We start from the raw sequence: 19,833 nt of genomic DNA on the forward strand, positions 1-19,833 counted from the left end.
TTGTTAGTCCTCCCCCAGGATCTGCGGCACCTTGAAACGCTGCTGCTCCTGGGCGGGAGCGCCGGAAAGCGCCTGCTCGGGGGTGAGCGACGGACGGACCTCGTCCGCGCGCATGACGTTGGTCAGCGGCAGCGGGTGGGAGGTCGGCGGGACGTCTTGGTCGGCGACCTCGGATACGCGGGCGACCGCGCCGATGATGTCGTCGAGCTGTCCGGCGAAGTGGTCGAGCTCTTCGCTCTTCAGTTCCAGACGTGCCAGCCGAGCGAGGTGGGCGACCTCCTCGCGCGTGATGCCAGGCATGCAGCGATCCTCTGGGGGTGGTGAGTGTGTAGGTTTCGCTGCCAATCCTATGGGGCGGGGGGCCGCAGCCACTAAACGGTTTGCCGCGTCGGCCGCCGGGAACGCCGACGGGAGCGCCGCGCGGGCCGCTGCGCGGTGCCTCGCCCGGCGCCGCCCGGACCCGCGCCTCGATCGCCGACGGGGCCGGAAGGGTCCGGCGGCGCGCCCGGGGCCTCGCCCGATCGGCGCCGGATCGGCGCCGGACCCCTCGCCCGGGGCGGGCGCGGGGCCCGTCCGTCCGGGCTCGGGGACGTGGGCCGGCGCCCGGGCGTGGGCTAGGAGGCGGCCTGGGATTCCTTGGCGGCCGCGGCGGCGAGTTCGGCCGTGATGTCCGCCGGGCGGCGCCAGCCGCGTTCGCCGCGGGCCAGGAGCCAGGCCGTGGCCTCCTGGGGAGGCATCGCGGCGGCGACCAGCCAGCCCTGGACGGCGTCGCAGCCCAGGTCGCGCAGGCGCTCCCAGGTCTCGTCGTCCTCGACGCCCTCCGCGACGACCAGCAGGCCCAGCGAATGCGCGAGGTCCACCGTGCACCGCACGATCTCGGCGTCCTGGGCGTCCACGGCCAGCCGCGCCACGAACGAGCGGTCGATCTTGAGCTCGCTGACCGGCAGCCGCCGCAGGTGCACCAGCGAGGAGTAGCCGGTGCCGAAGTCGTCCAGGGACATCTTCACCCCGTGGCCGGTCAGCCCGGCCATGGTGTCCGCCGCCCGCTGGGGGTCCTCCAGCAGGACGTGTTCCGTTATCTCCAGCTGGAGGCCGCTCGCCGGGACACCGTGCCGGGCGAGTCTGGCGGCCACCGCCCCCGCGAAGCCGGGGGTGTGGACGTCGCGCGGTGAGACGTTCACGGCGACCGGCACCTCGAGGCCCTGGGCGCGCCAGCGGGCCACCTGGGCCAGCGCCGTCTCCAGGACGTACTCCGTCAGGTGCGGCATGAGGCCGGAGGTCTCCGCGATGGCGATGAACTCGTCCGGGGAGACCCGCCCGCGTTCCGGGTGGACCCAGCGCACGAGCGCTTCGAGGCCGGCCACCTTCCCGTCGAAGCGGACCTTCGGCTGGTAGTGGAGTTCGACCTCGCCCGCGTCGAGCGCCCGCCGGAGGTCGCCCAGGAGGCCGAGCCGGTCGGGCGTGTTGCTGTCGCGCTTGGACTCGTACACCTCCACGCCGGTGCGGTCCCGCTTGGCCTGGTACATGGCGACGTCGGCCCGCCGCAGCAGGCCCTCCGCGTCCAGGGCGTGGTCGGGGAAGACGGCGAGGCCGGCGCTGGCCTCCAGGACGAGGGTGAGACCGTCCAGGTCGAGCGGGGAGCTGAGCTCGGAGACCAGGTGGCGGGCGACCCGCTGGGCACTGGTGGTGGAGTCGGCGAGGGGCAGCAGGACGGCGAACTCGTCGCCGCCCAGGCGCGCCGCCTCGGCGTCCGGCGGGAGCGCCTGGCGCAGCCGTTCGGCGATCTGGAGGAGCAGCCGGTCCCCGGCGAGGTGGCCGAGGGTGTCGTTGACGGCGCGGAAGCGGTCGAGGTCGATGAGGACCAGGGCGGAGCGGGTGCCCAAACGTTCAGCCTCGTCCAGTGCCGACCAGGTGCGCTCCAGCAGCCACTGCCGGTTCGGCAGGCCGGTCAGCGGGTCGCGCAGCTGTTCCTCGGCGCGGGCGCGGGCGATCCAGAGGGTGGAGTCCAGTGCGATGAGCGGTACGGCGAACAGCGGCAGCAGTACCGGCTGGTTGGAGGCGACGACGCAGATCAGCGGGGCGATGCCGAGCAGCGCGGCGGCGACCAGCGCCTGCCTGAGCAGGGCGGTGCGGGCGACGGTGGGCAGTCCGGCGCCGCGCGGGGCGAGCGCGAACCACAGCACGATCCGGGTCACCAGCAGGTAGGCCAGGGCTGCCAGGACCACTGCGGGGATCGCCGCCAGGTCCCAGGTGCCGGGCAGCCAGGGGGTCTCCACGGTCGGCGTCTCGCCGAAGGCGGCCAGGGCGAGGGCGCCCGCGCCGATGCCGAGGATGTCGGCGGAGCCGTGCAGCAGGCCCTGCCGCCAGCGGTGGCGGCGGGCGGCGCCCACGAGCGAGACCACCGCCAGCGAGACCAGTCCGGCGGGGACCCATCCGTACAGGAGGAGGACGCCGAGGGTGAGCGCGGCTCCCGAGCCGGTACCGCCCCACCAGCGGTCGCGGCCGAGCGCCACGAGGTGGCCGACGATGACGCCGGTGAGCAGGGCGAGGGCCCAGCCCACCGGGCCCCCGGGGAACAGGGCGTGACGGTCGGTCAGCGAGGTGACGACGCCCGACGCCAGTACGACGACGGCCAGGCCGACGACGGCGAAGGGCAGCACGGTACGCCCTTGTCCGTCGCCCGCGCCCGCCCCGGTGTCGAGCGTGCGGGTCTGCGGTGTCCTGGTACGCAGGAGACCGAGCCGGCCCGTCCGCACGGGCGGGGGTTCCCCGCCGGATTCGGGTGACGGGTCGGCGCTTTCGGTGGGTTTCATGCCCGTCCCTCTCACAGCCGGCAATGCCGATGTCACGCGATGGCCCCTGTGTCGTGCCACCACGGCTGACAGCACATCAGGCAGCCGTGGACGACGGGGCGCACCCCTCAACAGTAGGACGCGAGAGGGGCCCAGGGGCAGCGGTCGGCGGTGGTTGCCCGAATGCGACCCAGCCATCCTCATCAGTACCGTATCCGCCGAACAGGTGAGTTTGGACCAGGGCGACCCGGGCCACCCATCCGATGATCCGACAGCTCACGGGGGCGCCACCAGCCTTGTACCGGCCTTTTACCACTGGGAGCCGCGCCGGGCGTGCGCCCGCCCGTACGGCCGCACGCCACGCATCGGTTCGCCCTCGCCGCCACCGCGCGAGGACGTTCATCCGGTGCTTACTCCGCTCCGGTGGCGCCGTCCACCGGGAGGGCTACGGCGCGCGCGGCGTCGGGCCCCTGCTCCAGAAGCACCGCGAACCCCGCGTCGTCGAGGACCGGGAGCTTCAGCTGGACGGCCTTGTCGTACTTCGAGCCCGGGTTCTCGCCGACGACGACGAAGGAGGTCTTCTTCGAGACGGAGCCGGTGACCTTGGCGCCCCGGCTCTGCAGGGCCTCCTTGGCGCCGTCGCGGGTGTGGCTCTGCAACGTGCCGGTGACCACGACGGTCATGCCCTCCAGCGGCCGCGGCCCCTCGGCTTCGCCGGAACCTTCCTCCTCCATCCGGACACCGGCCTCGCGCCACTTGCGCACGATCTCCCGGTGCCACTCGACGGCGAACCACTCCTTGAGGGAGGCCGCGATGATCGCGCCGACCCCGTCGGTGGCGGCGAGTTCCGCCTCGGTGGCCTGCTCGATGCGCTCGATCGAGCGGAATTCCCGGGCGAGGGCCTCGGCGGCGACGGGCCCGACGTGGCGGATGGACAGCCCGTTGATGATGCGGGCCAGGGGGCGGTCCTTGGCGGCTTCGATGTTCTGGAGCATCGCCAAGGCGTTCTTCTTCGGTTCGCCCTTCTGGTTGGCGAAGACCCTGACGATCTTCTCTTCGCCCGTCTTGGGGTCCCGCTTGGGCAGCCCGCTGTCCTGGTCGAGCACGTACGCCTTGATGGGCAGCAGGTCCTCGATGGTGAGGGTGAACAGGTCCCCCTCGTCCCGCATCGGCGGGGAGGCCGGCTCCAGCGGCCGGGTCAGCGCGGCCGCGGCGACCTTGCCGAAGTTCTCGATGTCCAGGCACTGCCGGCCGACCAGGTAGAACAGCCGCTCGCGCAGCTGCGCGGGGCAGGTCTGCCCGTTGGGGCAGCGCAGGTCGATGTCGCCTTCCTTCATCGGCCGCAGCGGCGTACCGCACTCGGGGCACTCGGCGGGCATCACGAACTCGCGCTCGGTGCCGTCGCGCAGGTCCACCACCGGTCCGAGGATCTCGGGGATGACGTCGCCCGCCTTGCGCAGTACGACGGTGTCTCCGATCAGCACGCCCTTGGCCTTGACGACCTCCTGGTTGTGCAGGGTCGCGAACTCGACCTCCGAGCCGGCCACGGTCACCGGCTCGACCTGGGCGTACGGGGTGACGCGCCCGGTGCGGCCGACACCGACCTTGATGTCGACCAGCTTGGTGTTGACCTCTTCGGGGGCGTACTTCCAGGCGATGGCCCAGCGCGGGGCGCGCGCGGTGGAGCCGAGCCGGCCCTGGAGCGGGATCTCGTCGAGCTTGACGACGACGCCGTCGATCTCGTGCTCCACGGAGTGCCGGTTCTCGCCGAAGTAGGAGATGAACTCACGGACCTCTGCGAGCGAGGAGACCACCTTGTTGTGCCGGGCGGTCGGCAGCCCCCACTCGCCGAGCAGCCCGTACGCCTCGGAGAGCTTGCCGATGTCGAAGCCCTCGCGCGCGCCGATGCCGTGGACGACCATGTGCAGCGGGCGGGTCGCGGTGACCTTGGGGTCCTTCTGGCGCAGCGAACCGGCCGCCGCGTTGCGCGGGTTGGCGAAGGGCTTGTCGCCCGCCTCGACCAGGCGGGCGTTGAGCTCCTCGAACTTCTCCATCGGGAAGAAGACCTCGCCGCGGATCTCCACCAGCTTCGGGATCCGCTCGCCCTTGAGGCGGTCGGGGATCTCGGCGATGGTGCGGACGTTGGGCGTGATGTCCTCACCGGTGCGGCCGTCGCCGCGGGTGGCGGCGCGGGTGAGGCGGCCGTTCTCGTAGGTGAGGTTGACGGCCAGGCCGTCCACCTTGAGCTCGCACAGGTAGTGGTAGGCGCCGGTGTTCACGTCCCGGGCCACCCGCTCGGCCCAGGCCGCCAGTTCCTCGTCCTCGAAGGCGTTGTCGAGGGAGAGCATGCGCTCGCGGTGCTGCACGGAGGCGAAGTCCGTCTCGTACGCCCCGGCCACCTTCTGGGTGGGCGAGTCGGGGGTGCGCAGCTGCGGGTACTCCTCCTCCAGCACCTCCACCGAGCGCAGCAGCTGGTCGAACTCGGCGTCGCTGACGACGGGCTGGTCGTTCACGTAGTACCGGAAGCGGTGCTCCTCGACCTGCTCGGCGAGCAGCGCGTGCTGTTCGCGCACCGCCGCCGGTACCGTCGTGTCGCTTGCCTGCTTCTGTTCGGCTGCCATGCCGTGTCCTCCCGTGGCCCGTCTCGACCGTCACTCAGGGTTGTCGGCGAGCGACCTCGCCGCTCTGACGCAGTGCGCCTGTGCCGCGCGGGCGTAGGCGGGCGAGGCGCCCGCCAGACCGCACGACGGGGTGACCACGACGGACTCGGCCAGAGTCCCCGGGGCCAGCCCCAGCCTGCGCCAAAGCTTCCTGACACCCATGACGCTACCGCCCGGGTCTGACAACGGGGCATCCGTGCCCGGCACCACTCCGGCGAAGAGTTTCAGGCCGTCTTCGACCGCTTCCCCGATGGCGTCGTCCTCGCGCTCGGTGAGCAAGGAGAAATCGAACGACACCCCCGCGGCACCGGCTCGCCGCAGGAGGCCGAAGGGCACTTCGGGGGCGCAGGAGTGGACGATCACCTCGCCGCCCCCGACGGAGTCCGTGACGGCGAACAGCTCGCGGAGGGTGCCCTCGACCACCTGCCGGTCGACCGCCCGGTAGGTGCGGTAGCCGCTCGCGGAGCGGACCCGGCCGAGCAGGACGGCCGTCAGCGAGGGCTCGTCGAACTGGAGCACGATCTGGGCGCCGGGGACCCGCCGCCGGACGTCGGCCAGGTGCTCGCGCAGCCCCTCGGCGAGGGATCCGGCCAGGTCGCGGCAGGCGCCCGCGTCCTGGAGCACGGCCTCGCCGCCGTGCAGCTCCAGGGCGGCGGCCAGGGTCCACGGGCCGACGGCCTGGACCTTGAGCTTGCCCCGGTACCCCTGGGTGAACTCCTCCAGGGCGTCCAGGTCCTCCCCGAGCCAGGACCGCGCGCGCCTGGTGTCGCGGCCGGGCCGGTCGCTGATGCGCCAGCCGCTGGGTTCGACGTGGGCGTACATCTCCACGAGCAGCCCCAGGCTCCGGCCGATCATGTCGGCGCCCGGCCCGCGGGCGGGCAGCTCGGGGAGGTACGGGAACTCCTCGAAGGAGCCGGTGGCGGTCTTGGCGGCTTCGCGGGCGTCGCCGCCGGGCAGCGAACCGACGCCGGTGGCGTTCGCGGTCATCGGCCGGGCCTCACGGACAGGTCGTTGACCTCGGCGTCGCGGGGCAGGTCGACGGCCATGACGATGGTGGTGGCCACCGATTCGGGGTCGATCCAGTCGGCGGGGTCGTACTCCTTGCCCTCCTGCGAGTGCACCTTGGCCTGCATGGGGCTGGCGGTGCGGCCCGGGTAGACCGAGGTGACGCGGACGCCGTGGGGCTTCTCCTCGGCGCGCAGGGAGTCGGCGAGCGCCTTGAGGCCGTGCTTGGAGGCGGCGTACGCGCTCCAGTCGGCGTGGGCGGTCAGGCCGGCGCCGGAGTTCACGAAGACGACGGTGGCGCGTGAGGCGCGCAGGGTGGGCAGCAGCAGCCGGGTGACCTCGGCGGGGGCGATGAGGTTGACGTTGAGCTGCTGGTGCCAGGTCTTGGGGCGCAGCTCCCCGACGGGGCCGAGGTCGACGATGCCGGCGATGTGCAGCAGGGAGTCGATCCGCTCGGGGACGGCCTGCTTGGAGAACGCCCAGGAGAGCCGGTCGGGGTCGGCGAGGTCGCCGACGAGCGCGCGGGAGCCGGGGTAGCGGTCGGTGAGCTGCCTGGCGCGGCCGGCGTCGCGGGCCAGCAGGACGAGGTCGTCGCCGCGCGCGTGCAGGCGGGCGGCGACGGCGGCGCCGATGCCGGATCCGGCACCGGTGATCAGGTGAGTAGCCATACGGCCATGCTCGCACCCCGGGGCGGGCCGTCGTCCGTGCCGGGGTGCGGTGGGCGCGCGGTGCGGTGGGCGCGCGGTGCGTGGGGGCACGGTGCGGTGGGCGCGCGCGGTGCGGTGGGCGCCGCCCGGTCAGAGGCCGGCGGCCTCGCGCAGGCCGGCGGCGGTCTTGTGGGCGTCGTAGCCCGGCGGGACTCCGTCGACCAGGATGATCTCGCCGGGGATGTGACGGGCGCGGAGCGGGACGAGGGCCTGGTAGGCGGGGGACGCGTACCAGGCGCGGGCCCGCTCGATGTCCGGGAAGCCGATCACGACGAGCGTGCCGGGGAAGGTGCCTTCCATGACCTCCACCTCGGCCCCGTGGACGAGGAAGCGGCCTTCGAAGGGGTCCATGGTGGCCTGGACCTCCTCGATGTAGCGCAGGATCTCCTCGTTCATGGTCTCGGGACGCTGGAGGCCGATGGCGTACGCGGTCATGACTGTCTCCCCTCTCGGCTTTCCGGGTGGTCCGGGCCGTTGCCCCGATCCTGTCGCGCCGTGGCGTCGATGGCGATTACCTCGCGGGTCATGCCTCCACGAGGGCCGGGCGGAAGGTGCGCCGGTAGGCGATCGGGGAGATGCCCAGGGCGGCCCGCATGTGCTGGCGCAGGGAGTTCGCGGAGCCGAAGCCGGAGCGGTGGGCGACGAGGTCGACGGGCAGGTCGCTGGACTCCAGCAACTGCCTTGCCAGATCGAGGCGTTGTCCGGTGAGCCACTGGACGGGGGTCATGCCCACCTCGTCGCGGAAGCGCCGGGTGAAGGTGCGCAGGCTCATCCTCGCGTGCGCGGCCAGCTCGGCCAGGGTGAGCGGCTGGGCGAGCCGCTCCAGGGCCCAGGCCCGGGTGGCGGTGGTGGTGGCGACGGTGGGTTCGGGGACCGGCCGGTCGATGTACTGGGCCTGGCCGCCGTCGCGCCACGGCGGCACGACGCACAGCCGGGCGGCGCGGTTGGCGACGGCGGTGCCGTGGTCGGCGCGGACCAGGTACAGGCAGAGGTCGATGCCGGCGGCGACGCCGGCGGAGGTGAGGAGGTCGCCGTCGTCGACGAAGAGCACGTCCTCGTCGAGCTTGACGCGCGGGAAGGCCCGCTGGAACTCCGGTGCGTGCACCCAGTGGGTGGTGGCGGGCCGGCCGTCGAGGAGCCCGGCGGCGGCGAGCACCTCGGAGCCGGTGCAGATGGACACGATGCGGGTGCCGGGGCGGATGGCCGCGAGGGCGTCGGCGAGGGACTGCGGCAACGGTTCGCCGCGCAGCAGCCCGGGCATGGCGTGGGTCGGCGGGACGATCACGGTGTCGGCCGCGGCGAGGGCTTCGGGGCCCGCGGCGACACCGACGGTGAAGCCCGCGTCACTGGCGACCGGGAGTCCGTCCGCGGTGCAGACGGTGACCTCGTAGAGGGCGCTGCCGTCCTCGGCGCGGGCGTTGCCGAAGACGCGCGAGGGCATGCCGAGCTCGAAGGGGGCGACGCCGTCGAGGGCGAGTACGGCTACACGGTGCATGGCCAGATTCTGTCACATGGTGGCCGTCCGGCCACCACCATGAGCGTCTCCGGGCGGCCAAGCTGGTGCCATCGGCCGGTAAAACCGGCGCAGAACGCAACCAAGGAGACATACATGCGTGCCGTCGTCGTCAGCCGGTGGGGTGGACCCGAGGTTCTCACCGAGGTCGAGGCCGACCGGCCCGAGCCGGGTCCGAACGAGATCCTGGTACGGGTGCACGCGGCCGGCGTGAACCCGGTGGACTTCAAGACCCGGGCCAGTGGCGCCCTCATCGGCTGGGGCGAGGTCCCGATGGTCGGCTGGGACGTCTCGGGCACCGTCGAGGCCGTCGGCCCGGGCGTCACGCTCTACCGCGCGGGCGACGAGGTCTACGGCATGCCGAACTTCCCGCGCCAGGCGGGCGGCTACGCCGAGTACGTGGTCGCTCCGGCCCGGCACTTCGCGCGCAAGCCCGCCTCCCTGGACCACGTGCAGGCGGCGGCCCTGCCGCTGGCCGCGCTGACCGCCTGGCAGGCGCTGGTGGACACGGCCGGGGTCACCGAGGGCCAGCGGGTGCTGATCCACGCGGCGGCCGGCGGCGTCGGCCACCTGGCGGTGCAGATCGCCAAGGCCCGCGGCGCGTACGTGATCGGCACCGCGAGCGAGGGCAAGCACGAGCTGCTGCGCGAGCTGGGCGCCGACGAGCTGATCGACTACCGCTCCACCGACTTCGAGGACGCCGTCCGCGACGTGGACGTCGTGCTCGACGCGGTCGGCGGGGACCACGGGCAGCGCTCGCTGAAGGTGCTCAAGCAGGGCGGGCACCTGATCACCCTGCCCGGCCCGGACGGCCTGCCGCAGGACCCGCAGGGCGTGCACTGCGCCTGGATGCTCGTGGAGCCCGACCTCCACGGCCTGCGGGAGATCGCCGCGCTGGCCGACGCGGGCGAGCTCCGCGTGGTCATCGACACGGTGCTGCCGCTGGAGCAGGCGGCGAAGGCCCACGAGATCGGCGAGCAGGGGCGGACCACCGGCAAGATCGTCCTGACGGTGGCCTGAGCCGGGCGGGCCGGACCGCCCGGCCCCGGTCAGACGTGGGCGGTGGCGCGGGTGGTGGTGGCGATGGTGGCGGAGCCGACCACGCGCGTGCCGTCGTAGAGCACGACGGCCTGCCCGGGCGCCACGCCGCGCACCGGCTCCGTGAAGGAGACGCGCAGCTCGCCGTCCACGACCTCGGCGAAGACCTCGCTCTCGCCGCCGTGGGCGCGCAGCTGGGCGGTGTACGTCCCCGGGGCGGCCGGGGTGGAGCCGCACCAGCGGGGGCGGATGGCGGTGAGGGCGCTCACGTCGAGGGCTTCGACGGGGCCCACGGTCACGGTGTTGTTCACCGGCGAGATGTCGAGGACGTAGCGCGGCTTGCCGTCGGGGGCCGGGTGCCCGATGCGCAGGCCCTTGCGCTGGCCGATGGTGAAGCCGAAGGCCCCGTCGTGGCTGCCGACCTTCTCGCCGGTCGCCCCGTCCACGATGTCGCCCTCGGCCTTGCCCAGGCGGCTCGCGAGGAAGCCCTGGGTGTCCCCGTCGGCGATGAAGCAGATGTCGTGGCTGTCGGGCTTCTTCGCGACGGCCAGGCCCCGGCGCTCGGCCTCGGCGCGGATCTCGTCCTTGGTGGTGAGGGTGTCGCCGAGCGGGAAGAGGGCGTGGGCGAGCTGCTTCTCGTCCAGGACGCCGAGGACGTACGACTGGTCCTTGGCCATGTCGGAGGCGCGGTGCAGCTCGCGGGAGCCGTCGGGGTTCTCCACGACGGTGGCGTAGTGGCCGGTGCACACGGCGTCGAAGCCGAGGGCGAGGGCCTTGTCGAGCAGGGCCGCGAACTTGATTTTCTCGTTGCAGCGCAGGCAGGGGTTGGGGGTGCGGCCGGCCTCGTACTCGGAGATGAAGTCCTCCACGACGTCCTCGCGGAAGCGTTCGGCGAGGTCCCAGACGTAGAAGGGGATGCCGATGACGTCGGCGGCGCGCCGGGCGTCGCGGGAGTCCTCGATGGTGCAGCAGCCGCGGGCACCGGTCCGGAAGGACTGCGGGTTCGCGGAGAGGGCGAGGTGGACGCCGGTCACCTCGTGCCCGGCTTCGACCGCGCGGGCCGCGGCGACGGCGGAGTCCACACCGCCGGACATGGCGGCCAGGACGCGGAGGGGGCGGGGGGTGCGCGGCAGGTTCTCAGTCATAGCACCGTCCAGGGTACGGGGGAACCGCCCGGGGTCACAGCGCGTTGTGGGGAGCGGGGGGTGGATCACATGGGGAGCAGGGGCAGGACCCGCAGAGCCGTGCTGTTCGGGGGGCTCGGGATCTTCGCGGTGGCGGCGGTCGCCGGGCGGGAGGAGCTCGGGCGCGCGTGGTGGATGCTGCCGGGGGTGTCCCGGCCCCGCGAGGAGGGGGCGCTGGACCACGCGGGCGCGAGCTGGACGGCGGCCTCGCCGGCGAACTGGCGGATGGCGGACCGGCCCGAGGACTACCGGGTCGACCGGATCGTCATCCATGTCACCCAGGGCAGCTTCGACACCTCGGTGGACGCCTTCAAGAATCCTTGGCACAAGGCGTCGGCGCACTACATAGTCCGCCAGGACGGGCACGTGGAGCAGATGGTCCGCGAGCTGGACGTGGCCTTCCACTCCGGGAACCGCTCGATGAACGAGCGCAGCGTCGGCATCGAGCACGAGGGGTTCGTCGACCGGCCGCAGGACTTCACGGACGCGATGTACGCGGCGTCGGCCCGGCTGGCTGCGGACGTCTGCCACCGGTACGGCATACCGGTCGACCGCAAGCACCTGCTGGGCCACTCCGAGGTCCCGGGCACCGACCACACCGATCCGGGCCCCCTGTGGGACTGGGACCGGTACCTGCGCATGGTCGGTGAGGCGCTGCGGGAGCGGATACCCGGCTGAGGCCGGCGGTGCGGGAGCAGGTACCTAGCTGAGGCCGGCGGTGCGGGCGCGTGCCACGGCGGGGCCGATGGCGGCGGCCACGGCGGTGACGTCCTCCTTGGTGGAGGTGTGGCCGAGGGAGAACCGCAGGGTGCCGCGGGCAAGCTCGGGGTCGGTTCCGGTGGCGAGCAGGACGTGGCTGGGCTGGGCCACGCCCGCGGTGCAGGCGGAGCCGGTGGAGCATTCGATGCCCTGGGCGTCGAGGAGCAGCAGCAGCGAGTCGCCCTCGCACCCGGGGAAGCTGAAGTGCGCGTTGGCGGGAAGCCGCTCGACGGGGTCTCCGCCGAGGACGGCGTCGGGCACTTCCCGGAGCACGGCGGTGACCAGCTCGTCGCGCAGGGCGCCGATCCGGGTGGCGAAGTCCTCGCGCCGCTCGGCGGCGAGGACGGCGGCGACCGCGAAGGCCGCGATGGCGGGCACGTCCAGGGTGCCGGAGCGGACGTGCCGCTCCTGGCCGCCTCCGTGCAGGACGGGTACGGGGCTCTGGTCGCGGCCGAGCAGCAGCGCGCCGATGCCGTAGGGGCCGCCGACCTTGTGGCCGCTGACCGTCATGGCGGCGAGGCCGCTGCCGGCGAAGCCGACGTCGAGCTGCCCGAAGGCCTGGACGGCGTCGGAGTGCACCGGAATCCCGAACTCGGCTGCGATCGCGGCGAGTTCGGGGACCGGCAGTACGGTGCCGATCTCGTTGTTGGCCCACATGACGGTGGCGAGGGCGATGTCGTCGGGGCCCCGCTCCACCGCTTCCCGGAAGGCCTCGGGGTGTACGCGCCCGTACCGGTCCACGGGCAGGTACTCGACGCGGGCGCCCTCGTGCTCGGCGAGCCAGTCGACCGCGTCGAGGACGGCGTGGTGCTCGACCGGGCTGGCGAGGACACGGGTGCGGGCGGGGTCCTGGTCGCGGCGGGCCCAGTAGAGGCCCTTGACGGCGAGGTTGTCGGCCTCGGTGCCGCCGGCGGTGAAGACCACCTCGCTCGGGCGCGCGCCGAGGGCTTCGGCGAGTGCCTCGCGCGCCTCCTCGACGGTGCGGCGGGCGCGGCGGCCGGCGGCGTGGAGGGAGGACGCGTTACCCGTGGCGGCGAACTGCGCGGTCATCGCCGCAGCTGCCTCCGGCAGCATCGGCGTGGTAGCGGCGTGATCGAGGTAGGCCATGATCCCCCGATTCTACGAGCCCCCCGCCGCCACCGACCCCTCCGGGCCCCGAGCCGGCCGCGACCCGCCCTCCAGTGCGGTGCACCGGCCGGGGCTCGCGCCGCCCGGCGCGGCCGGGCGGAGCGAGAGCCGCGTCAAGAAGTGGTGCGCGGGGCGCGGGCCAGCTGGCGTGACTGGGCCACCAGGCGGTCGGCCGAGTCCCAGACCTCGGCGTCCTCCTCCAGGAAGCCGCCGGCCAGGTTGCGCGTGGTGATGGCGACCCGCAGCGGACCGGGGGCCGGGCGGTGGCGGATGTGCGTGGTGAGTTCGACCGTCGGCGTCCAGCCCATCAGGCCGAGGTCGAAGGCGGTCGGCGGCAGCGCGTCCACCGCCAGCAGCAGGGACAGCGGGTCCGCGTCCCGGCCGTCGGCCAGCTCGAACCAGGCCCGCATCTCGCCCTTGCCGGACGGTGCGCCGACGGCCCAGCCGGCCGTCGCGGGGTCCAGCCGCAGCCGCAGCCGGTCGACGATCTCGGAGCTGCCCGGGATGGGGGCGGGCCCGGCTTCGGTGCCGAGGCAGTCCTGGTACGCCGGGATGGCCGGGGGCCGCGCCGTGGTGTGGACGGAGTCGGGGAGCGAGTCGAGGTCGCCGTAGGAGGCGAGGACCCGGATGCGTTCGATCTCGGCGCCGCTCTCGTCGTACTGGAAGAGCGAGGCCTGCCCGGTGGAGAGGGTGCGCCCGGTCCGCACGACCTGCGTGCGGACGACGGCGGGGCCGGGCACGGAGGAGGTCAGGTAGTGGGCGGAGACGGTGAACGGGTCCGGGTGCGGCAGCGCCGCCGCCAGCGCCCGGCCGACCAGGGCCAGCAGGTATCCGCCGTTGACCGCGCTGATGATCGTCCAGCCGGCGGAGAGTTCCGTGTCGTACACCCCGGCCTCGCCCGCGCGGGGGGCGAGGGCGGTGTCGCGGTCGAACTCGCTGTCTCCGATGGCTGCCTGGGCCGCTGTGTGTGACATGAGGCGACGGTACACCGGCAAGCTACTAAGCGGTAGCTTTGGTCTGCTACGGCAGCGTCACGGCTCTTCGGTCACGGCGGAGCGGCGGTTCCAGGCCAGCGGCGCCCGCCAGTGGTAGCGGATCGCGAGGAGCCGGAGCACGAAGGCGGTGACGATGGCGACGCCCGTGGTGATGCCGTTCAGCACCTCGAACCCGATGAACAGGGCCACCATCGAGGCCCCGACCACGGCCGGGACCGCGTACATCTCCCGGTCGCGCAGCAGCGACGGCACCACGCCGGCGAGGACGTCCCGCATGACGCCGCCGCCGACCGCCGTCGCCACCCCCAGCGCGGCCGACGCGGTGAGGCCGAGCCCGTACTCGTAGGCCTTCGTGGTGCCGGACACGCAGAACAGTCCGAGCCCGGCGGCGTCGAAGACGTTGATGGCGCGGTTGATCCGCTGGACCTCGGGGTGCAGGAAGAAGACGAGCGCGGCGGCGACCAACGGGGTCGTGAAGAAGCTGAGCTCGCCGAACGCGGCCGGCGGGACGGCGCCGATCACCAGGTCGCGCAGCAGTCCGCCGCCGAGGGCGGTGACGAGCGCGAGCACGCAGATGCCGAAGACGTCGAAGTTCTTGCGGACGGCCAGCAGCGCGCCGGCGGTGGCGAAGACGAAAATGCCCGCGAGGTCCAGGGCGTGCTGGATACCGGGCGGGAAGAGATCCTGGGACACGCCCCCATTGTGCGTGCTGGCGGCGGTGGCCCCGGCAGGGCCCCGCCACGGCGGAACGGCAGCGCGTCCGGGGTCCCCGGGCGTGGCCGCCCCGGGACCCCGGACGCGCCGGACTAGACGGTCGGCGTCTCGACGGCTTCCGCCGCGCCGGGCAGGGCCTTGTCGCCCGGCGCCTGGTCGGGGGCGTTCTCCGGGTGGTGGCAGGCGACCTGGTGCCCGGTCTTGAGGGCGACCAGCGGCGGCTCCTGCGTGGTGCAGAGCTCGGTCGCCTTCCAGCAGCGGGTGTGGAAACGGCAGCCGCTCGGCGGTGAGATGGGCGAGGGCACGTCGCCCTTGAGCAGGATGCGGCCGCTCTTCGCGCCCCGCCGCCTCGGGTCCGGCACCGGCACGGCCGACATCAGCGCGGTCGTGTACGGGTGCATCGGCGCCTCGTACAGCGACTTGCGGTCCGCCAGCTCCACGATCTTGCCGAGGTACATCACCGCGATCCGGTCGGAGACGTGCCGGATGACCGACAGGTCGTGCGCGATGATGACGTAGGTCAGGCCCAGTTCCTCCTGGAGGTCGTCCAGCAGGTTCACCACCTGGGCCTGGATCGAGACGTCCAGCGCCGACACCGGCTCGTCCGCGACGACCAGCTTCGGCTTGAGGGCCAGCGCCCGTGCGATGCCGATGCGCTGGCGCTGGCCGCCGGAGAACTCGTGCGGATAGCGGTTGTAGTGCTCGGGGTTGAGGCCCACCAGCGAGAGCAGCCGCTGGACCTCCGCCTTGACCCCGCCCTCGGGGGTGACCTTCTGGAGGCGGAACGGCGCTCCGACGATCGTGCCGACCGTGTGGCGGGGGTTCAGCGAGCCGTACGGGTCCTGGAAGATCATCTGGACGTCGCGGCGCAGCGGCCGCATGCCGGCCACACCGAGGTGGGTGATGTCCTTGCCCTCGAACTCGACCTTCCCGCCGCTCGGTTCGAGCAGTCGCGTGATCAGCCGGCCCATCGTGGACTTGCCGCAGCCGGACTCGCCGACGATGCCGAGGGTCTCACCCCGGCGGACGTCGAAGTCGATGCCGTCGACGGCCTTGACCGCTCCGGCCTGGCGGCGCAGCAGCCCCTTGTTGATGGGGAAGTGCTTGACCAGCCCGGTCACCTTGAGGAGCGGCTCCTCGGCGGAGGCCGCCGCGGGGGCCGCAGGGACCTCGGAGAGCTCGGAGACCTCGGAGGCCCCCGGCTCACCCGTCTTGTTCATGTCGGTCACAGCTTCGGCGCAATCTCTTCGGTCCAGATCCGGGTCCGCTCCGCCTGCGACATGTGGCAGGCGGACCAGTGCCGGCTGTCGTCCTGGGTCAGCTCGGGGCGCTGGGTGCGGGTGATGCCGCCCTTGGGTACGTCGGCGTACGGGCACCGGGGGTTGAAGGCGCAGCCGCTCGGGATGTTGATGAGGCTGGGCGGGGAGCCCTTGACCGGGATCAGCCGCTCGGTCTGGTCGCGGTCGATGCGCGGCATCGAGCCGAGCAGGCCCCAGGTGTAGGGGTGGCGCGGCTCGTAGAAGACCTTCTCGGCGGTGCCGCGCTCGACGCACCGGCCGCCGTACATCACGAGGATGTCGTCGGCCATCTCGGCGACCACGCCGAGGTCGTGCGTGATCATGATGACGGCGGAGCCGAACTCCTTCTGGAGGTCCCGGATCAGGTCCAGGATCTGCGCCTGGACGGTGACGTCCAGGGCGGTCGTGGGTTCGTCCGCGATGAGCAGTTCGGGGTTGTTGACCAGCGCCATCGCGATCATCGCGCGCTGGCGCATGCCGCCGGAGAACTCGTGGGGGTACGCGTCCACGCGCCGGTGGGGCTCCGGGATGCCGACGCGGTCGAGCATCTCGACGGCCCGGGTGCGGGCCGCCTTCTTGTCGACGTCGTTGTGGGTCCGGTACGCCTCGACGATCTGCTTGCCGACCGAGTAGTACGGGTGCATCGCGGACAGCGGGTCCTGGAAGACCATCGCCATCTTGCGGCCGCGGAGCCTGCGCACGTGGTCGGCGTCGGCCCGGACGAGGTCCTCGCCGTCGAGCACGACCTCGCCGGAGATGTGCGGACGGCTGCGGGCCTGGCCGGTGCGGTGCAGGCCCATGATGGCCAGCGAGGTCACCGACTTGCCGGAGCCGGACTCACCGACGATGCCGAGCGTCTTGCCGCGTTCCAGGTCGAAGGAGAGCCCGTCGACCGACTTGACCAGCCCGTCGTCGGTCGGGAAGTGGACCTTGAGGTCGCGTACGGACAGGAAGGACGCCGCCGAGGCGCGGGACGCGGGCCCCGCCTGCTCGGGCACGAACGCGGGTCCGGCGGAGGTGGAGGGGTTGTCGGTCACGTCAGCCTCACGCGCGGGTCGATGACGGCGTACAGCAGGTCCACGATCAGGTTGGCCAGGACCACGAACAGCGCGGCGAGCAGGGTCACGCCCATGATGACGGGGAGGTCGCCCTGGCTGATGGCGGCGACGGCCGCCGTTCCCAGGCCCTGGAAGTTGAAGGTCGTCTCGGTGAGCACGGCGCCGCCGAGGAGGCCGCCGAGGTCGAGACCGAACATCGTGACGACCGGGGTGAGCGTGGAGCGCAGGGCGTGCTTGCGGATGACCACGCCCTCCTTGAGGCCCTTGGCGCGGGCCGTGCGGATGTAGTCCTCGCCGAGCACCTCCAGCATGGTGGCGCGGGTGATGCGGGCGTAGGTGGCGGCGAAGAGGAAGGCCAGGGTGACCCAGGGGAGGATCAGGCTGTTGAGCCAGGCCAGTGGATCCTCGGTCAGGGGTTTGTAGTTGGACACGTCCAGCCAGCCGAGGCCGTAGACGAAGATCGCGGGGGCCACCATGCCGGTGAAGAAGATCGGCAGGGAGACGCCGGCGAGGGCTCCGATCATCACGGTGCGGTCGATGGCGGTCCTGCGTTTGAGCGCGGAGACCACTCCGGTCGCCACACCGGCGATCACCCAGATCACGGCCGCGCCGAGGGCGAGCGAGAGGGTGACCGGCATGCGGTCGAGCATGGTCTCCCAGACGGGGGCCTCGCTCTTGAAGGAGTAGCCGAAGCACGGTGCCGCGCAGTGCGTGACCTCGGTGCCGGCGTCGTAGTCGCGGCCGACGAAGATGCCCTTGAGGAACACCCAGTACTGCTCGGAGATGGGCTTGTCGAAGCCCATCTTCACGCGGATGCCGGCCAGGGCGGTGGGATTGGTCTCGCGGCCGGCGTACATGAGCGCGGGATCGCTGCCGGTCAGTTTCGGGACCGCGAAGAAGATGCCGAAGGTGACCACGGAGACCACCAGCAGCGTGGCGGCGACGTTGAACAGCCGCCGTATGAGGTAGACGAGCACTGCAGTCGGCCGCCCGGGGCGGGCGGTCGCCGCCCCTCGTGGGGACGACGACCGCCGCCTGCGGCCTTCACCTGCCCTTCGGACTAGCGCACGTGCGGTGAAGGCACTTACTTACGTACTTGCTGACCTGCTGGTGTCCGGCGGCCGCCTCACGGGGCCGCCGGACGGTCGGACGACTGGGCGCCGACTACTGGCTGCCGTGCCCGGGGGCTACTTGGCGACGCCGACGACCGCGAGGTCGATCTTGCCCATGGAGTCGTTGAAGTAGACGTTCGTCAGGCGGGGGTTGTGGTAGACCAGCGCCTTGTCGAAGTTGATCGGCAGGTAGAGCGCCTTCTCCATGACCTTCTTGTTGATGTCCGTGTAGAACGGCGCTGCGGCGTCCGGCGTGGCGGCCGCGGCGGCCTTGTCGAACAGGCCGTTGACCTCGGGGTCGTCGAGCATCGTGTAGTTGTTGTTACCGGTCTGGGCGATGAACGAGCCGTCGACCAGCGGCTGGAGGAAGCCCGAGCCGGAGTTGTAGTCGGCGCCCCAGCCCATGACGATGATTCCGTAGTTCTTCTTCTTCACGTTCTCGGGCGAACCGATGGTGGAGGAGGAGAGCTTGCCGTCGTACTGGTCGATCGTGGCCTTGATGCCGACCTTCTGCAGCGCGGCCTGGAGCGACTCGGCGGTCTTGACCTCGGGGGCCTTGTTGTTGCGGACCGCGATGGTGGTCTCGAAGCCGTCCGGCTTGCCGCACGCCTTGAGGGCGGCCTTGGCCTTGTCGACCTGGGGCTTGCCCGCGGTCAGCTTCCACGGGTCGTAGGCCTTGTCGGCGCCGGGGACGCCGGGCGGCAGCATGTTCGCGCCGAGGTCACCGCTGGTCGGGCCGCCGCGGGCGTTCTGCAGCGACTTCGGGTCGGCCGCGTAGATGACGGCCTTGCGGCACTCGATGTTGTCGAACGGCGCGACCGTCTGCGGGAAGGCGAAGTAGCGGATGTAGCCCGTGAACGGGTTGTCCGCGTTCTTCTTGAGGTTCGCGTCCTTGAGGATCTTGTTCTTCGCGGCCTGCTGCACACCGGTGCCGTCGACGGCGAGGTCGATGTCGCCGGAGAGCAGGCGCTGGTCCATGTCGTCCGGGTTGGTGGTGACCGTGAAGGTGACCTTGTCCGGCAGACCCTTGCGGATCGTGTCGGTCTTCGGGTCCCAGTTCTCGTTGCGGACGAAGGTCGCGCCCTTGCCGGAGGCGAAGCTCTCGACCTTGTACGGACCCGTGGAGACCGGCTTGTTGGTGTACGTGGCACCCGTGTCCTTGCCCGCCGGGACGGGCGAGGAGGACGGCATGGCCAGCAGGTACTTGAAGTCGGAGTTCGCGCTCGCCAGGTTGAAGACGACCGTGTGGTCGTCCGGCGTCTGGACGGACTTGAGGCCCATCTTGTCCGGGTCGGTGTCCTTGTAGGGACCCTCGTACTTCTGGCCCTGGTCGAGCTGGTCGATCAGGTAGGTCGGGCCGCCGGCCAGCACGTCCTGCGCGAAGACGCGCTCGATGCCGTACTTGAAGTCCTTCGAGGTGATCGGCGTGCCGTCCTCGAACTTCACCCCGTCCTTGATCTTGACGGTGTACGTCTTCCCGTCGTTGCTCAGGACGGGCTCGCCCTCTGCGAGGTCCGGGACGAGCTTGGTGCCCGCGGCGCCCGGCTTGCTGTCGTACGCGTAGAGCTGGCGTATGAAGAGGCGCTGCATGTTCCACACGAAGCCGTAGTAGGCACGCGCCGGGTCGAGGAAGTCGACGTCCTGGGGGGACCAGAGCTTGAGCTCACCGCCCTTGGCGTCGGAGGCGTTCACGACGCCGGTGGCGGCACCGCTGTAGCCCTTGTCGCTCTTGTCGCCCCCCGCCGTCTTGGTGTCGTCGCCACCGCACGCGGCGGTCAGCGACAGGGCGGCGATCACGGCGGTGATCGCGAGTGCCTGCTTTCTGCGGATCACGGTTGTCCAACCTCCAGAAGTGGGTGAATCGAAAGAG

General features: G+C 72.1%; 17 protein-coding genes. 2 read left to right on the forward strand and 15 right to left on the reverse strand.

What is annotated here, in order from left to right:
* Window positions 1–3 precede the first annotated feature (3 nt).
* The 7 genes from gatC to OG861_RS09905 form a co-directional block, all read right to left on the reverse strand.
* Complete coding sequence (gene gatC, locus OG861_RS09875; RefSeq protein WP_007266718.1) at window positions 4–300, reverse strand: Asp-tRNA(Asn)/Glu-tRNA(Gln) amidotransferase subunit GatC; 297 nt, start codon at window positions 298–300, stop codon at window positions 4–6.
* 314 nt (window positions 301–614) lie between these two features.
* Window positions 615–2,813, reverse strand: coding sequence for a putative bifunctional diguanylate cyclase/phosphodiesterase (locus OG861_RS09880; protein ID WP_329198516.1), 2,199 nt, complete (start codon window positions 2,811–2,813; stop codon window positions 615–617).
* A gap of 389 nt (window positions 2,814–3,202) precedes the next feature.
* Window positions 3,203–5,413, reverse strand: a complete 2,211-nt coding sequence (gene ligA / locus OG861_RS09885) for an NAD-dependent DNA ligase LigA (protein ID WP_329198514.1) — start codon at window positions 5,411–5,413, stop codon at window positions 3,203–3,205.
* 30 nt (window positions 5,414–5,443) lie between these two features.
* Entirely contained in the window at window positions 5,444–6,439 is a 996-nt protein-coding gene (locus OG861_RS09890) for a methionine synthase (protein ID WP_329198512.1), read from the reverse strand.
* Complete coding sequence (locus OG861_RS09895) at window positions 6,436–7,125, reverse strand: SDR family oxidoreductase (protein ID WP_329198510.1); 690 nt, start codon at window positions 7,123–7,125, stop codon at window positions 6,436–6,438. The genes OG861_RS09890 and OG861_RS09895 overlap by 4 nt, the downstream gene beginning before the upstream one ends.
* A gap of 129 nt (window positions 7,126–7,254) precedes the next feature.
* Entirely contained in the window at window positions 7,255–7,599 is a 345-nt protein-coding gene (locus OG861_RS09900) for a DUF1330 domain-containing protein (RefSeq protein WP_329198508.1), read from the reverse strand.
* 88 nt (window positions 7,600–7,687) lie between these two features.
* On the reverse strand, window positions 7,688–8,659 hold the full coding sequence (locus OG861_RS09905) for a GlxA family transcriptional regulator (protein ID WP_329198506.1): 972 nt from the start codon (window positions 8,657–8,659) through the stop codon (window positions 7,688–7,690).
* Between the two features lie 114 nt (window positions 8,660–8,773).
* Between OG861_RS09905 and OG861_RS09910 the strand changes: the two genes are divergently transcribed.
* Window positions 8,774–9,697 carry an NADP-dependent oxidoreductase gene (locus tag OG861_RS09910; RefSeq protein ID WP_329198504.1) on the forward strand — a complete coding sequence of 308 codons (924 nt, stop codon included), beginning with the start codon at window positions 8,774–8,776 and terminating at the stop codon, window positions 9,695–9,697.
* A 29-nt stretch (window positions 9,698–9,726) separates the two neighbouring features.
* On the opposite strand, the gene mnmA is transcribed toward OG861_RS09910, so the two are convergent.
* Window positions 9,727–10,860, reverse strand: coding sequence for a tRNA 2-thiouridine(34) synthase MnmA (gene mnmA / locus OG861_RS09915; RefSeq protein WP_329198502.1), 1,134 nt, complete (start codon window positions 10,858–10,860; stop codon window positions 9,727–9,729).
* 69 nt (window positions 10,861–10,929) lie between these two features.
* On the opposite strand from mnmA, the gene OG861_RS09920 reads away from it, so the two are divergent.
* Complete coding sequence (locus OG861_RS09920; protein WP_329198500.1) at window positions 10,930–11,577, forward strand: N-acetylmuramoyl-L-alanine amidase; 648 nt, start codon at window positions 10,930–10,932, stop codon at window positions 11,575–11,577.
* Window positions 11,578–11,601: 24 nt separating this feature from the next.
* Here OG861_RS09920 and OG861_RS09925 read toward each other — a convergent pair whose 3' ends face one another.
* The 7 genes from OG861_RS09925 to OG861_RS09955 all read right to left on the reverse strand — a co-directional run bounded on the left by OG861_RS09925 (window position 11,602) and on the right by OG861_RS09955 (window position 19,796).
* Complete coding sequence (locus OG861_RS09925; protein WP_329198498.1) at window positions 11,602–12,765, reverse strand: cysteine desulfurase family protein; 1,164 nt, start codon at window positions 12,763–12,765, stop codon at window positions 11,602–11,604.
* 134 nt (window positions 12,766–12,899) lie between these two features.
* Window positions 12,900–13,760, reverse strand: coding sequence for a thioesterase family protein (locus OG861_RS09930; protein WP_329198496.1), 861 nt, complete (start codon window positions 13,758–13,760; stop codon window positions 12,900–12,902).
* Between the two features lie 57 nt (window positions 13,761–13,817).
* On the reverse strand, window positions 13,818–14,474 hold the full coding sequence (locus OG861_RS09935) for a trimeric intracellular cation channel family protein (RefSeq protein ID WP_329198494.1): 657 nt from the start codon (window positions 14,472–14,474) through the stop codon (window positions 13,818–13,820).
* Window positions 14,475–14,587: 113 nt separating this feature from the next.
* Window positions 14,588–15,715 carry an ABC transporter ATP-binding protein gene (locus tag OG861_RS09940; protein WP_329198492.1) on the reverse strand — a complete coding sequence of 376 codons (1,128 nt, stop codon included), beginning with the start codon at window positions 15,713–15,715 and terminating at the stop codon, window positions 14,588–14,590.
* A 5-nt stretch (window positions 15,716–15,720) separates the two neighbouring features.
* The gene (locus OG861_RS09945) at window positions 15,721–16,791 is read right to left on the reverse strand and encodes an ABC transporter ATP-binding protein (protein WP_329202468.1); all 1,071 of its coding nucleotides are present in this window, start codon (window positions 16,789–16,791) and stop codon (window positions 15,721–15,723) included.
* A gap of 35 nt (window positions 16,792–16,826) precedes the next feature.
* Window positions 16,827–17,828, reverse strand: a complete 1,002-nt coding sequence (locus tag OG861_RS09950; protein WP_329198490.1) for an ABC transporter permease — start codon at window positions 17,826–17,828, stop codon at window positions 16,827–16,829.
* Window positions 17,829–18,038: 210 nt separating this feature from the next.
* A complete protein-coding gene (locus tag OG861_RS09955; RefSeq protein ID WP_329198488.1) occupies window positions 18,039–19,796 on the reverse strand; it encodes an ABC transporter substrate-binding protein in 1,758 nt (585 codons plus the stop codon).
* Window positions 19,797–19,833: the final 37 nt, after the last annotated feature.

The organism is Streptomyces sp. NBC_00539 (assembly GCF_036346105.1).
Classification (GTDB): domain Bacteria; phylum Actinomycetota; class Actinomycetes; order Streptomycetales; family Streptomycetaceae; genus Streptomyces.

Excerpts from the sequence above, each read along its gene's own strand:
- OG861_RS09910 (WP_329198504.1), top strand. The coding sequence starts at position 8,774 with ATGCGTGCCGTCGTCGTCAGCCGGTGGGGTGGACCCGAGGTTCTCACC.
- OG861_RS09905 (WP_329198506.1), bottom strand. The coding sequence starts at position 8,659 with ATGCACCGTGTAGCCGTACTCGCCCTCGACGGCGTCGCCCCCTTCGAG.
- OG861_RS09940 (WP_329198492.1), bottom strand. The coding sequence starts at position 15,715 with ATGAACAAGACGGGTGAGCCGGGGGCCTCCGAGGTCTCCGAGCTCTCC.
- OG861_RS09920 (WP_329198500.1), top strand. The coding sequence starts at position 10,930 with ATGGGGAGCAGGGGCAGGACCCGCAGAGCCGTGCTGTTCGGGGGGCTC.
- OG861_RS09895 (WP_329198510.1), bottom strand. The coding sequence starts at position 7,125 with ATGGCTACTCACCTGATCACCGGTGCCGGATCCGGCATCGGCGCCGCC.
- OG861_RS09930 (WP_329198496.1), bottom strand. The coding sequence starts at position 13,760 with ATGTCACACACAGCGGCCCAGGCAGCCATCGGAGACAGCGAGTTCGAC.
- OG861_RS09890 (WP_329198512.1), bottom strand. The coding sequence starts at position 6,439 with ATGACCGCGAACGCCACCGGCGTCGGTTCGCTGCCCGGCGGCGACGCC.
- OG861_RS09925 (WP_329198498.1), bottom strand. The coding sequence starts at position 12,765 with ATGGCCTACCTCGATCACGCCGCTACCACGCCGATGCTGCCGGAGGCA.
- mnmA (WP_329198502.1), bottom strand. The coding sequence starts at position 10,860 with ATGACTGAGAACCTGCCGCGCACCCCCCGCCCCCTCCGCGTCCTGGCC.
- ligA (WP_329198514.1), bottom strand. The coding sequence starts at position 5,413 with ATGGCAGCCGAACAGAAGCAGGCAAGCGACACGACGGTACCGGCGGCG.
- gatC (WP_007266718.1), bottom strand. The coding sequence starts at position 300 with ATGCCTGGCATCACGCGCGAGGAGGTCGCCCACCTCGCTCGGCTGGCA.
- OG861_RS09900 (WP_329198508.1), bottom strand. The coding sequence starts at position 7,599 with ATGACCGCGTACGCCATCGGCCTCCAGCGTCCCGAGACCATGAACGAG.
- OG861_RS09880 (WP_329198516.1), bottom strand. The coding sequence starts at position 2,813 with ATGAAACCCACCGAAAGCGCCGACCCGTCACCCGAATCCGGCGGGGAA.